This is a genomic window from Moorena sp. SIO3E8, assembly GCF_010692445.1.
Classification (GTDB): domain Bacteria; phylum Cyanobacteriota; class Cyanobacteriia; order Cyanobacteriales; family Coleofasciculaceae; genus Moorena; species Moorena bouillonii.
On sequence record NZ_JAAHHM010000068.1, the window covers coordinates 26,185 to 39,104 of the forward strand.

The 12,920-nt window shown below is 43.9% G+C and carries 11 protein-coding genes; 6 read left to right on the forward strand and 5 right to left on the reverse strand.

What is annotated here, in order from left to right; all coding sequences use genetic code 11:
• Positions 1-21: 21 nt before the first annotated feature.
• Genes F6K46_RS24290 through F6K46_RS24300 form a run of 3 tightly spaced genes read right to left on the reverse strand, consistent with a single transcriptional unit; the run spans position 22 to position 5,762 of the window.
• On the reverse strand, positions 22-648 hold the full coding sequence (locus F6K46_RS24290; RefSeq protein WP_293053013.1) for a Uma2 family endonuclease: 627 nt from the start codon (positions 646-648) through the stop codon (positions 22-24).
• A gap of 27 nt (positions 649-675) precedes the next feature.
• Positions 676-3,267 carry a UDP-forming cellulose synthase catalytic subunit gene (gene bcsA, locus F6K46_RS24295; protein ID WP_293053010.1) on the reverse strand — a complete coding sequence of 864 codons (2,592 nt, stop codon included), beginning with the start codon at positions 3,265-3,267 and terminating at the stop codon, positions 676-678.
• Positions 3,267-5,762, reverse strand: coding sequence for a cellulose biosynthesis cyclic di-GMP-binding regulatory protein BcsB (locus tag F6K46_RS24300; RefSeq protein ID WP_293053008.1), 2,496 nt, complete (start codon positions 5,760-5,762; stop codon positions 3,267-3,269). Before F6K46_RS24300 ends, bcsA begins: the two co-directional genes overlap by 1 nt.
• 398 nt (positions 5,763-6,160) lie before the next feature.
• Here F6K46_RS24300 and F6K46_RS24305 point away from each other — a divergent pair, with 398 nt between their 5' ends.
• Positions 6,161-6,439, forward strand: a complete 279-nt coding sequence (locus F6K46_RS24305; protein WP_293053006.1) for a hypothetical protein — start codon at positions 6,161-6,163, stop codon at positions 6,437-6,439.
• A 417-nt stretch (positions 6,440-6,856) separates the two neighbouring features.
• Here F6K46_RS24305 and F6K46_RS24310 read toward each other — a convergent pair whose 3' ends face one another.
• A complete protein-coding gene (locus F6K46_RS24310) occupies positions 6,857-7,063 on the reverse strand; it encodes a hypothetical protein (RefSeq protein ID WP_293053003.1) in 207 nt (68 codons plus the stop codon).
• Positions 7,064-7,592: 529 nt separating this feature from the next.
• On the opposite strand from F6K46_RS24310, the gene F6K46_RS24315 reads away from it, so the two are divergent.
• Positions 7,593-7,847 (forward strand): hypothetical protein, encoded by a 255-nt coding sequence (locus F6K46_RS24315; protein WP_198954016.1) that lies wholly within the window; start codon positions 7,593-7,595, stop codon positions 7,845-7,847.
• On the opposite strand, the gene F6K46_RS24320 is transcribed toward F6K46_RS24315, so the two are convergent.
• A complete protein-coding gene (locus F6K46_RS24320) occupies positions 7,804-8,391 on the reverse strand; it encodes a hypothetical protein (RefSeq protein ID WP_075899089.1) in 588 nt (195 codons plus the stop codon). The two genes, F6K46_RS24315 and F6K46_RS24320, sit on opposite strands and share 44 nt — an antisense overlap.
• Positions 8,392-8,876: 485 nt before the next feature.
• Between F6K46_RS24320 and F6K46_RS24325 the strand changes: the two genes are divergently transcribed.
• The 4 genes from F6K46_RS24325 (at position 8,877) to F6K46_RS24340 (ending at position 12,879) form a co-directional block, all read left to right on the forward strand.
• Complete coding sequence (locus F6K46_RS24325) at positions 8,877-10,085, forward strand: iron-containing alcohol dehydrogenase (protein WP_075899087.1); 1,209 nt, start codon at positions 8,877-8,879, stop codon at positions 10,083-10,085.
• Between the two features lie 18 nt (positions 10,086-10,103).
• Positions 10,104-10,667 carry a TetR/AcrR family transcriptional regulator gene (locus tag F6K46_RS24330; protein WP_293052990.1) on the forward strand — a complete coding sequence of 188 codons (564 nt, stop codon included), beginning with the start codon at positions 10,104-10,106 and terminating at the stop codon, positions 10,665-10,667.
• Positions 10,668-10,707: 40 nt separating this feature from the next.
• Positions 10,708-12,144, forward strand: a complete 1,437-nt coding sequence (locus tag F6K46_RS24335) for a coniferyl aldehyde dehydrogenase (protein ID WP_293052987.1) — start codon at positions 10,708-10,710, stop codon at positions 12,142-12,144.
• Positions 12,145-12,522: 378 nt separating this feature from the next.
• Positions 12,523-12,879, forward strand: a complete 357-nt coding sequence (locus tag F6K46_RS24340) for a hypothetical protein (protein ID WP_293052984.1) — start codon at positions 12,523-12,525, stop codon at positions 12,877-12,879.
• The last annotated feature ends 41 nt before the right edge of the window (positions 12,880-12,920 follow it).

The window sequence follows — 12,920 nt, forward strand, 5'->3', positions numbered from 1 at the left end:
GATAAACGCGCTTAAGTTAGCCTATTTCCAAATCAACTTCAAATCCAATCGGAAACCGGGTAATACCTCCTCACCAGAAATAATCTGGGGAGATTGTAGAATTTCTTTTGCTTTACCAGAGCGGTATATCTCAACCTGTTGATTTTGATAGTTAATCAACCAACCGAGGCGACAGCCATTATCCATATACTCCAGCATCTTGTTCTGTAGAGATGTCAGAGAATCAGTTTTGGAGCGCAATTCAATCACAAAGTCAGGACATAGAGGTGGAAAGCTTTCTTGTTCCTCAAGACTAAGGCTGTTCCATCGGTCTGAGCTAACCCAAGCTGTATCAGGAGAACGTCCTGCTCCATTGGGGAGTTGAAAGACAGTAGAGGAGTCGAAAACTTCCCCAAGGTGCGCTTTCCGTTGGCGAATTAAATTCGCCACGGGTCGCACCTCAAGTTGGGTCTGACGATTCCAAGCTTGCAGTTGGTAAGTTATATCAGCATTACGCCTACCGGTATTTCCTCCTGTTGGGGGCATAACAATTAGTTCTCCATCAGCAGTCAGTTCCAACCGCAAATCCCGGTTAGCTACTGCAATTTTCTCAAATTCTCGGTGGGTTAACCTGAGGACTGGTCGCAGGTCAAGAGTTAAAGGGTTCATTTTCCCTATTCCTTGTTCTGTTTACCATCAATCTAAACGATCGAGAAGCTGTGGAATTTTGAGCCGTTGCTGTTGTTTCATTGATTCTGGGAAACTTAACTCGATCGCAATCGAATCAACAGATCCGGTATCAACTAACTCCTCTATAGTTTCGACCTTAGCCAAAAAGCTCAAATCTTGTAAGTGATTAGATTCCTGAGTTACCAGTAAACTGATCATGGGTTTAGTCTGCTGCATGATATCGAGATTGCTAATCTGGCTGCCATCTAATTCCAACCGTAAATCATGAGTTCCAATTTCCGTGATTGTCGCGCTAACGGAATAGTTTTTCCAGTAATCCCAGTATAATTCCACCGGCGTTTGAACCTGTTGACGTACCTTCGTCTGTTTAGCTGGTCGGAATTCACGGAAGACTCGTCTGATACTCGTAGCAATAAACTTAAGGGATTCCAGAGGATGGTCTGTCTGAGATCGTCTCTGGGAATACCACTCATTGACATCAGAATAAATAACTAAAACCAGATCATCGTGCTGAGTACGGGTGAGCTCAATAAAATCAACAAATAGCCTCACCTGCTCCCCCATGGCAACTTCTCGAACCACCCGCCCTCGGACCAAGCACTTGTGTCCGTAGTCTCCTTCGATTTCCACTCTAATTTCATCAGGGATGTTGGGTAGGGTATTCAGCAGAATTTGGACGCCACTTTCACTAATATTAACGGTTTTACCGATCCAACGGTGGTGTGGAGTATGAATCACAGCCGTTAACTTCCTTGGCATCCGGTGGGATCGACGGAGTTGGGGTTGCTCGAAAGCAACTAGACAAGCAGCAATCAGCAGGATTAAGTTAAAGATAGACCAAAACACATTAACAATCACCGCTTGGCTATCCTCTGGTCTTAACCATAGCCACAGGGGTACAGTAAACAAGGCAGCAGTAGCCAGTGCAGCCACTAACACCAGGTACTTTACCGAATCAAAATCAAAGCTGCGCTTGGTAACATTCATCCCTTTATCGGTAACATTGAAAGACCCTAACTTAGGATTAATCAGAGCTAAGAGGGTAACAATTCCCGCCTGGAATGACAGGGCAAATTCAAAAATCTCGTTCCAGAAGGAAAAACGGACGTGCTTGTAGGGAATGTGGTTGGTCTGCATCGATAAGATAACGTGAGGCAGAGCATAGCACAAGGTTTCAAAACCGAGACCCTTAACCGAATTGATGCCAAATAATAAGAATAGAGTGGGTGCGATCGCATACATCAATCGGGGGAAGCCGAAGAAAAAGTGGGATGTGGCACTCATGTAGCACAACCGTTGCGCCAGGCTCAAATTCACCTTCCGGTTGAATAAGGGATTTTCCAGGCGCAGAATCTGAGCCATTCCCCTTGCCCAACGTACCTGTTGACCGATATAGGCCGAAAATTTCTCTGGCGCTAAACCTGCCACCATAATCTTGTCGTAGTAGACCGACTCGTAACCCTTTGAGTGCAGACGGAAGGCAGTATGGCAGTCTTCGGTAACTGTTTCGGTAGCAATCCCTCCGATTTCCATGACGTGGGTTTTCCGAATCACCGCCGCAGACCCACAAAAGAAAGCTGCATTCCAGAAATCATTGCCCTTTTGCAGCACCTTATAAAACAGTTCATTACCCACAGGTATTCTGCCTTCTGTGAGCAGATTACGCTCAAAGGGGTCTGGGTTGTAGAACCAGTGGGGTGTCTGGACAAAGGAAACCTTAGGGTTAAAAAAGAAGCCAACAGTTTCCTTCAATAAGCTTTTAGCGGGAATGTGGTCACAATCCAGAATAAGGACTAAATCTCCTTTGGTATTGTGAAAAGCCGTATTGATATTGCCAGCTTTAGCATGGTCATTGTTATCCCGAGTTAGGAGTTCGCAGCCTATATCCTCACACATTTGGCGCAACTTTTCCCTACGCTCTGGATACTTTCTGCCATCATCAAGGACATAAACTGATTTTTTATCAGCCGGATAGTCAATGGCTACAGCCGCTAAGGTTGTTTTGCGGACAATTTCGATATCTTCGTTATAGGTAGGAATGTAAATATCAACGCTAAACCACTCCTCTTGGGGAATAGTTTCTAAACTTACTGCTTTACGTTCTTTAATTTTTATAGTTTGAAAGTAAGCCAAAAATAAGGTAGCGATCGCATACAATTCTGCTCCATACAACAGGAAGCAAAAAACGATATTCAGCCACCCTTCAAAATTAAGGGTATATCGAGTGCGGTAATAAAAATAGCGTAGGGTAGTGAAAACGCTAAGTAAAACCAACAATAAGTGGAGATATTCACTGGTTTTACGATTGGGTTTATCTTCCTCCATCTGAATAATCACCCGTCCCACCAGTAACAAAATTAAACCAAGCAACCCTTGTTGCCAAATTGGTGGGCGAGCAGTAATTAGAGGAATGAATAGTAATAGTAAAGATACAATTAGCAACAGCAATTGACGGCGACTTAGCCACTGTAAAATCTCGCCAAATATATAGGGGAAGTCTTCCACTACCCAGACTGTTAGTTTCTCTCGCTGTTGGGGTGTCGTCACCAAGCCTCTTTGACCCGGTTTTGACCTAATCTTTAAAAATGGAATAGTCATTAATTTCTATCCCTAGCCATTTTCTGTAGATAAAACTGAATAACCCCGTAACTAATCAGGGTAGCAGCTATAATAGCTGGAGCTAACATCAACCAACTTCTTATTATGAAGTTAAAAATTTGCTGAGTCAACTCAGGTTTTTCCATTTGACGCTTTCGCTCTTGCTGGAAAAAATCCATATTATAAGAATTTTGGTCATAAATATCGGGATTTTCCGAGTTAGCACTAATTAGTACCGTGTCTCCCTTGATTTGAGAGAATAGTGGGTCTTGGCTTAAGAAATCTTGGACTTTATCTAAACCTTTGTCAGTTTGAGCAATTAGAGCAAGCAGCACCCGTTCTTTATTCCATGGCGAGATAATTTCTTTGATCACCCCATCATGATCAGACCAGGTTTGAATCTGACTATCACTGCGCTGCCGTGTCAAGAAATCTTTTAATTTCAAGTCACCAGAGGAGAAAATTTCGGGAAACGGAAATTTATTTTGAGTACCAATTCCGACCAGATGATGGTCACTGCGTTCCTCAGTCGGTAAAGAGTCTTTGGTGTAAACTGATAGCTGGATTGATTCTGCTTTGCTTAACCGTCCCAGTCTGTTAGTGAACTTTAGTAATGTCATCAGTACACTGGTTGAGGGGTCTTTTGGTAGCACAATAACGGTATTGGATAAATCCTGAGGAGCAGCAAAGGGGAAACCAGTTTTCAGCAACCCCAAATCTGGTACTTTGGCAACACTGGTGCGCTGGAGTTCAAAATTTGTATCACTGTGCAACGTACCCCAAAGCTGTTGGTCAGTTACTTTGCTACAGGAGCGGCGTTCCCGAGCATCAAGACGAAAATCCACCTCGATTTTAGAATAGGGGTTGATTTTGTCAGTAGGCAGGGCAACTCTCAGGGACTCTCTAGTGCCACCATCGATGGACTTTAGCTTTTTGCCGATCAGGGCAATGCCATCTAGCTTGACTTCCACTACTGAGGTTTTGGGATTAATTTGAGGGCTATAGCTATAAATTAGGTTCATATAGTTATTCCCCTCAAACTGATCATCGGGCAATGCCCGGAAGTCAATCGTAATGGGTGGAGAATCGGAACCCCTGACTGTGATATCCTCAATCGGTTGATTGTAGGGAGTTTTGAGGTCGCTGAGCTTGAATGTGGGTTCTAGAGGTAAATAGTCTGGCCAATCACGGGGTGCAGGGGTTGGCACTTCCTCCAGCTTTTCGACTAAGATCACTTGACTGGTAGCAATTTGACGGTCTTGGGATTGCACTAAAAACTGTACTGCTTTCGCCACTCCTTCTGGCCCATTACCCGTTGCTACCAATACTGCGGCTTCATTGCCAGGAGTGGTGGTTAACATTAAGACCCCGACATCCGGTGGTAAGGCTTTGTCCTTAGCATCGAGAATCTTATTGTTTCCTACAGGAAGGGGCAATTTCAGGGATTTGAGTTCTGGCTGTTGTTCTGGTGTGCCTATGATTACCAATCGATTACCAGAAAAGCGATTAATCCCCGTTCCACTGGCCTCTTTAACCGATTTCACTAAGGAGGTCTTCAGGCGACGATAATCCGCTAGCCTACCTAAGGAAGCTTGGAAACGAGCAGTGCTAGTTAACCAATTATCATCAATCTTCTTAGGCAACAAATAAGTAATTTGATTTGGTTCTAGACTAAGGTCATCAAAGATTGGGTAAGGATAGCGATTGAAGTCTAGAGAAACCGGTTGGGGTTCAAAATCAAAGACTATTTTAGAATCCGGCAGAATTTCTGTCCATAGGGAAGGATCATAGGGGTCTTGAGTACAGGTAGGAGAGTTATTCTGTAGCGCCGCAATTGTGATTTGGTTGTAGTTACGGAGTTGGTCGATCGGAATATTAAAGAGCACATTCCCAATTTCCCCCTCCTGGCGGTTGAGAGGAATACTGCCAACGCTAACACCATTAATTAGAACGGTAAGATTAGAGCGAGTGGCATAGAGGGCTGGAGAATGGCGAAAGCGAATCAAGGCTTTGACAGATTTGAGTTGCCAATCTCGGGGACGAGTAAACCCTAGCCGCGCCTCGTCATAGATGCCTCTTAAACTAAGACGAGACCCTACTACTGGGCTGCGATTGAATTCTAGGATGTACTTACCAGCAGGAGGAGCATCGATCTCAGGAGCTTTAGTTGGTGGGGAAGGTAGAGCAAAGGTAGGTTGAGATTTTTCCTTGAGTTCCTCGATGGTACTCTCCCGTAGGGTTTTGTTGGAATCGGTGCTACTACCATCACTTTGGGCAGACACTAACGTTGTAGTTAACCCAATGGAAATACTACAGCTGAGGAATAATAGTAGGACTAAAGAATATCTTGGGAACGAAGGCCGACGATGATCTGGTTTAGCATCGAACCTCCTGGAAGTAGAGGCTTGATTAGCGCTAGAGTGACCATCTGATGGCTGTGACCTAGGAGTTTTTTTGGGTAGATGGGCAAAAGCCTTGCGAAAAAAGGGTGTCATCAGCAGAAGTTTTAACTCTGATTACAAATTAATTTGCCGCATGGGATGTTTACCTCTTGATACAGGGCTAGCGCTACCTAATCCGGAGCAAGCTAGTTGTATTACCAGCGGTTGAATAAAAATCAGATACACCCTCAGATACACCCTTGACTGATGAGAATCGGGGAACGGAATCCTCCCTATGCCAATCTTTTCGATTGGCAAGCTTCCGCAGTCTTTGAGTTAAATTTACCACAGGCTTCTAGGACATTTTGCCTAGAATAAAAGTTCAGTAAATTTGCTTGACAAATTAACTTTTATATGCATTAAGGAAAATACCTGGCTTGGTATCGGGTTTCCAAATGAATTGTAAACAGTGATTAGAGTTTTTTCAATTCCCAAAAATCTCTATATAGCTCTTGCATCTTGCATCTTGCCTCTTCCCTCTTGCATCTTGCCTCAGGGATTTGTTTACAACTCAAATACAAATGCGAGAATTTCTGTTCCCAGGGCGTGGGCTTTCCGTGATGGCGAACGCGCCCCGCGTGACCTACGGTCAAGGGATTGCTCGCCATCACGGGTCGCACCGCTCCCTACTCCCTACTCCCTACTCCCTACTCCCTACTCCCTACTCCCTTTGCTATTGTGATCCAGATCACACCAATCGGTCTGGAAAATCACTAAGGTGGGTGAGCTAAGTCCGTGAACTGGAATTATTGTGGACTGTAGTATATTCACATCAACTTTAAAGAAGTTTTAGATAACAGCTGGAGGAAATAAGTAATTATGACTACTCAACAAATTCGCTTCGCTACTATCACCGTTATTGATATCGCTCTGTTGTTTAGCGCCCCCCTGTTAGTACAATTTATTTCTCGGATGCCCTGAAGGTGTTTGAAGGAAGCAGGCAGTGTCGAGTAGGGTTAAAACAATTTAAGCTACCTTGATAAATGAGGAAATAAGTAATTATGAGTAGTCAAAAGATTCGCTTCGCCACTATCACCGTTATTGATATCGCTTTGTTGTTTAGCGCCCCCCTGTTGGTACAATTTATTTCACGGATGCCCTGAGAGAGTTTCAAGAAAGCAGGCAGTGTCGAGTAGGTTTAACAAAATTTAAGGTACCTTATATAGTAAAGGGAATAGGGAGTAGGGAGTAGGGAGTAGGGAAGAAAAATTATCAAAATTTCGACACAGATTGCTATCAATATAATATAAAGGCCGTTGCGTCAGTCTCTGAATGAATAGGAGTAGAGTGGGCATCCTGCCCGCAGGAAAATAAGCATGAAACTGGCAAGATGCCAGTTCCACCAAGCTCTCCATTCCACAGGTTCCCTTAAAATCATTCCATTATAGAGTGGGCATCCTGCCCCCAGGAAAATAAGCATGAAACTGGCAAGATGCCAGTTCCACCAAGCTCTCCATTCCACAGGTTCCCTTAAAATCATTCCATTATAGAGTGGGCATCCTGGCCGCACGAAAATAAGCATGAAACTGGCAAGATGCCAGTTCCACCAAGCTCTCCATTCCACAGGTTCCCTTAAAATCATTCCATTATAGAGTGGGCATCCTGCCCCCAGGAAAATAAGCATGAAACTGGCAAGATGCCAGTTCCACCAAGATCCCCATTCCACAGGTGCGCTTAAAATCATTCCATTATAGAGTGGGCATCCTGCCCGCAGGAAAATAGATTGAAACTGGCAAGATGCCAGTTCCACCAATATCCCCATTCCACAGGTGCGCTTAAAATCATTCCATTATTAAGCAACGGCATATAAAGCGCTATTTTCGATAACAATTGTTGTAAACTGAAAGTTGTTGTCAAATTCAGCAAGTTTACTCTACTAACTTGATGACTACACTTACATCAGAACAGATTTCAAGCTTACGTTCCGAACTGGCCAATAATCCAGAAGCGCTAGAAGCTCTTGACGTAATCGAAGAGTGGGATGGTGATTTAGCTGATGCTGCTGAATCCCTAGCCACTCGGAATGGGATTGAAGGGGTAGAAGATAATGCTGACTTGCGTTGGTTTACTGAGATACTTCGGAAATGTCGTGATTTCATCTGTCAGCCACAATATCAAAATTTGGTAACTGGCTACTAGGAGCATAACTTACCCCTCTTTCAAAGCGGTCGATAAGTAAATTTCCCTTTGATAACGGTAAAGCGTGGAGGGGAAACAAATGCAGGAAACGATGGGGCACTAGAATTAAGCGATCGCATTTACCCCCAACTTTCTCAAATATTCCATCAATCTTGGAAATAATGTTATCAATATCTAGTATTGTAGCGAGTTCCGCCAGACGAGAGGATAGATCGGTTATCCATTGATTTTTTTGGTTGCGGTAGGCATTGGTATAGTCTTTATCCCACTCTTCCAAGGTTTTCAGCTTTTCAGGAGAGGATGGCACAACTATGGGCTGCTGACTGTGACTGGTGACAACAAAGGTAAGAATTTTATCCCTGGTAACATACCACTCAATCATAGCGGTGCCTTGATCAATCAGGCTCTGAATATCCCTGTCGTGGGCAATTCTTTGACAGTAGGCATTACCCAGATTGTGTTGAGTGGTTGCCCAATCGTAGGGGAAGTATGATTTGGTGATAACTGACAATGCTAGTTGGTATATGTAGCGACCTGCAATCATAAGTCGCTCGACCCGCAATCATCGACATTCTGAGACCACAATCATAAATTCTCGACCCACAATAATTGCAACTTTAGACTATGACTTAGGGGCATAAGCCATAGCACTGATGTCTCACTCCCTTAATCAAGACTGGTGGTAATTCTGTTTGGTTATCGCAATTTTGCCGTAGGCACAGCCTATGTAAAACAGAAACCATCTAAACTGCCATTCTCGGTAGCTTGTTGTTTGGCGAAACACTGGGTATCGGGGACTATGTGGCGATACTCATCGGTATCGCTGGGGTGATGCTGCTTTCGGCGATCAAGCACCATACCAAGCACTCACCCCTCCAATACCCCTCAATTCTTGCAAGTTTACAGTTTTAAATAAAAATGTAAACTTAAAATTGACATTAGTGAATTTAACTGTCATAGTTGTAAATGTAAGGGTTACAACTATGACAGTTAGTTGTAACGCAACGCTTTACATTTAGGAGAAAAAAAATGCTACCAACACCGATCACATATGCGCTTCGGGCACTTTCAACTTTTTACCCGATACAAAAACCTCTGGTTTTTTCCGGATCTCGGTCTACGCAAAAACTGGCGGATCTGATGATTGCCGCAGGTCAGAAAAAGCCACTTCTGATCACAGACAACTTTTTATTGGAAAAAGGTATGCTTGATGGGTTCCTGGAACACCTTAAAGTACATGATTGTGAAGTGACTATATTTGATGGCGTTAAACCCAACCCCACTTTTGAACAAGTAGAAGCTGCCCTTAAAGTCAGTAAAGACAATGAGTGTGATAGTGTTTTTGCCATAGGCGGCGGATCAATTATCGATGTTGCAAAAGTTGTCTCAGCAGCCAGCACAAACAATCGAAGCCTGGATAAACTGGCAGGTATTTTAAAGGTTAAAGAGCCTCCGTTACCGTTTTATGTCGTTCCCACAACATCAGGAAGCGGATCAGAGGTTACAAATACTGCCGTGATTTCAGATCCGAAAACCCATAAGAAACAATTTTTCGTTGATCCTAAATATGTCCCGATTGCTGCGGCACTCGATCCAGAGCTTCTAAAATCCTTGCCGGCACATATGACCGCAGCGGTTGGTATGGATGTGCTTACCCATGCGATTGAAGCCTACACATCACGCAATAATTTTGCCGATACGGATCGTGATGCGGCGATGGCCATCAAACTGCTCTTTGATTTTCTACCGGCTGCTTACGCTGACGGTGGCGATTTGAAGGCCCGTGAGATGGTGGCGCAAGCATCTTTCCTGGCAGGCTATGCTTTTACCAAATCAAGTTTGGGCTACGTCCATGCGATTTCGCATCAGGTAAGCGCCCATTATAATACACCACATGGTTTGGCGAATGCCATCATACTCCCAAGAGTTTTACGTTTTAATAAGTCGGCCTGCGCAGAGCGTTTTGCTAAACTGGAAGTGATGCTGGGCGGTGAAGCGTCAGCAGATACAGATACACTTGCCGAACATTTTAGTGCGCGTGTTGATCAATTGGCGGAACAAGTCGGCATTCCAGCCAACCTGACAGAGCTTGAGGAAAAGGATTTCCAAAAGATTGCTAAAGATGCGCTGGCCGAGGCATGGCGTTCTTATGCCGTTCCAAAAGTGATGCGACGCAGAGATGTAGAAGCGATTTTGCATTCAGTTTCTGCCGGTCATCGGGACATATCATTTGCTTAAAAATATGGGATTGAAGAGATGTTAAATACAGTAAAAAAGGAAAATGAAAAAGAAAATGCCAAAGATATTCTTGCAACATTCGCTCAATATGGGTTTCGCAAAACATCTATGGAAGATATTGCCCGTGCAGCAGGGGTTTCCAGACAGTCGATTTATAAAAAATTTGGCTCAAAGGAAAAATGTTATGAATGGACGCTCCATACCTATCTATCCGGTATGTATGCCCGAATTTTTGCAGCATTAAGTAATGAAGATCTTCCACCATTACGTACGCTAATCAATGTCTTTGATATCCTGATCGGCGAAGCAGTAGAAATTGTCAGGAACTCCCACGGAACTGAAATATTGAACGATGCTTTGCAGGCAACGCATTCTTCCGAAGAGGACTGGCCATTGCGGTTCAGAGCGCGGCTAGCCGATTTTCTTGAACGCCATAACTATGCATCAAGTGAAAAAGCAACAGGAACGGCCTTTGCTCTGATCTCTGCCGGAAAAGGTCTGTTGCTGGAAGAAACATCCAGAGAGCAGTTTATTGAAGATATGACAGTGATCATCGAAAGCGTTGTTAGCCAGAAAAGTTAGAGAATTACCCAATTTTAAACACACCTAAAGGAGAAAGACCATGACTAAAGTAGTAAACATTAAAGTAGAAACAGAAAACACCAACCCGCAGGCACAGCTTCAAGCTGACTTTGAGGCAATGAAGGCAGCGTATAACAACGCGCCAGCCCCAAGCTACAAAGACCGCAAGGAGGTGCTATTAAAACTAAAGAAGTCTCTGATCGAGAATGAGCAAGCAATCTATGACGCTTTGAAAAAGGATTACGGCTATCGCAGCGAGTTTGATTCATTGATTGCCGATGTATTGCCAAGCGTTGCAGCAATCAATTACGCTTTAAAGAACCTCAAAAAATGGATGAAACCATCCAAACGCCATGCGGGTTTATTGCTTACCCCTTCCAGCGTTACTGTACATTATCAGCCATTAGGCGTGGTTGGTGTGATTACACCGTGGAACTTCCCGTTCTTCCTTGCCCTTGGCCCAGCCATACAAGCTCTGGCCGCAGGGAATCGCGTAATGATTAAAATGAGCGAGTTTACACCGAACGCCAATCAAATGCTTCGCAAGGTCGTGGAAACTATCTCTGATCATATCGTCATCATCGAAGGTGAAGCCGATATGGGCGCAGCATTTTCCGCCTTGCCATTTGATCATCTGATTTTTACCGGATCAACCACTGTCGGCAAGCTGGTCGCAAAAGCAGCAGCCGATAACCTTACTCCCATCACTTTGGAGATGGGCGGTAAATCCCCCACGATTATTGGCGAAGATGCCAATATGAATGCTGCTGTAGATGCGCTGATCATCGGTAAATCGACTAACTCAGGTCAAATCTGCGTATCACCGGATTATGTATTTGTTCCCGAAGCCAGAGAGCAGGAATTTGTTGAGACGTTTATCAAGCGTTACACCGAATACCACATCAGCAGTAACAATAAAAACACGCATACCCATATTATCACCGACAGACAGTATGATCGCCTGCAACGATTTTTAGACGATGCAAAAGCTAAAGGTGCAAACATCCATCCTGTAAAAGACCATGAGGAAAGCGATGGGCGGCTGATATATCCGCATGTCGTGACCAATGTCAGCGAGGAGATGAGCGTCATGCAGGAGGAAATCTTTGGCTCTATCCTGCCTGTGATGAGCTATAAAAATGTTGATGAGGTCATTGGCTATATCAATGCGCGCCCACGTCCGTTGGCCTTATATATCATGTCAACGAACAACGCGCTGATCGAGCACCTCCTGAAAAACACCCATAGCGGCGGCGTATCCATCAATGATACCGCCATGCAAGTGATGGCCGATGATGCCCCCTTTGGTGGGATCGGGCATTCCGGCATGGGGCATTATCACGGCCATGAAGGGTTCTTGACCTTCTCAAAAGCCAAAACCGTTTTACATGCCCCAGCAGGGTTGCCGAAAAACAGAATCATCCTCAAAAACCGGGATCTTGTGTTCAAGGCACTTCGTACAGCGTTTTTGAGATAGAAAATGTTGGCAGGGGCTGTAACAAATACCTCAAGGGGTGACAACAAAGCTCAAACCTAGGCAGGTGTTAGGTTTTAGGTTTTAGGTTTTGGGTTTAATGAGCGCGACTCGTGTTGTTGTAATTCCGAGCAGTTGAAGCAATTTTCACCAATCCAACTGCATAGATAGTTTTAATCAACTACTACGCCATGACGATGTTCGCGCTTCACCTAACCCCATTAACAAACACCCCTGTAAGATTTTCAATTAGCTTGTCACCCCGTGAGGTTTTTGCCAGAAAGATTAATTGTGTTACAATTAAGTTACATAAAAATACATGCCATATAGGGTTCATCATGCTGGTCAACTTAGCAACAATAGAGATTAGGAAACATAAAGATGGAGTTACAGGATTATTTAAGAACACAGGGGTTAGAGAGTTTATGTAATCAATTTAAAATTAAAGTCAATCGCCATCAGCAGTTTCCTGATCTCGTCTGCTTAAAATATTCCCAAATAGAATCTCCCTTAGAAGAAAAAATAGTACAGCAATGTCGCGGAATTATTTTAGATGAAGCTAATAATTGGGAGATCATATCTTATCCCTATGATAATTTTTTTAACTACGGAGAAAGTCAAGCAGCAACTCTTGACTGGAAGAACACTCGTGGTAAGCATTCAGGTGTAGAGATTGACAAAGTCACCCCACTCACTTCAAAAGCGGAATCAGAGACAATTCGTGAGAACGCTGCCTGACTGCTAAGGACACAGCCTGACTCAGGAACTTTATGGTATTA

Coding starts and splice junctions, on each gene's coding strand:
- F6K46_RS24290 (WP_293053013.1), bottom strand. CDS start 648: ATGAACCCTTTAACTCTTGACCTGCGACCAGTCCTCAGGTTAACCCAC.
- bcsA (WP_293053010.1), bottom strand. CDS start 3,267: ATGACTATTCCATTTTTAAAGATTAGGTCAAAACCGGGTCAAAGAGGC.
- F6K46_RS24300 (WP_293053008.1), bottom strand. CDS start 5,762: ATGACACCCTTTTTTCGCAAGGCTTTTGCCCATCTACCCAAAAAAACT.
- F6K46_RS24310 (WP_293053003.1), bottom strand. CDS start 7,063: ATGGAGAGCTTGGTGGAACTGGCATCTTGCCAGTTTCATGCTTATTTT.
- F6K46_RS24315 (WP_198954016.1), top strand. CDS start 7,593: ATGACTACACTTACATCAGAACAGATTTCAAGCTTACGTTCCGAACTG.
- F6K46_RS24320 (WP_075899089.1), bottom strand. CDS start 8,391: ATGATTGCAGGTCGCTACATATACCAACTAGCATTGTCAGTTATCACC.
- F6K46_RS24325 (WP_075899087.1), top strand. CDS start 8,877: ATGCTACCAACACCGATCACATATGCGCTTCGGGCACTTTCAACTTTT.
- F6K46_RS24330 (WP_293052990.1), top strand. CDS start 10,104: ATGTTAAATACAGTAAAAAAGGAAAATGAAAAAGAAAATGCCAAAGAT.
- F6K46_RS24335 (WP_293052987.1), top strand. CDS start 10,708: ATGACTAAAGTAGTAAACATTAAAGTAGAAACAGAAAACACCAACCCG.
- F6K46_RS24340 (WP_293052984.1), top strand. CDS start 12,523: ATGGAGTTACAGGATTATTTAAGAACACAGGGGTTAGAGAGTTTATGT.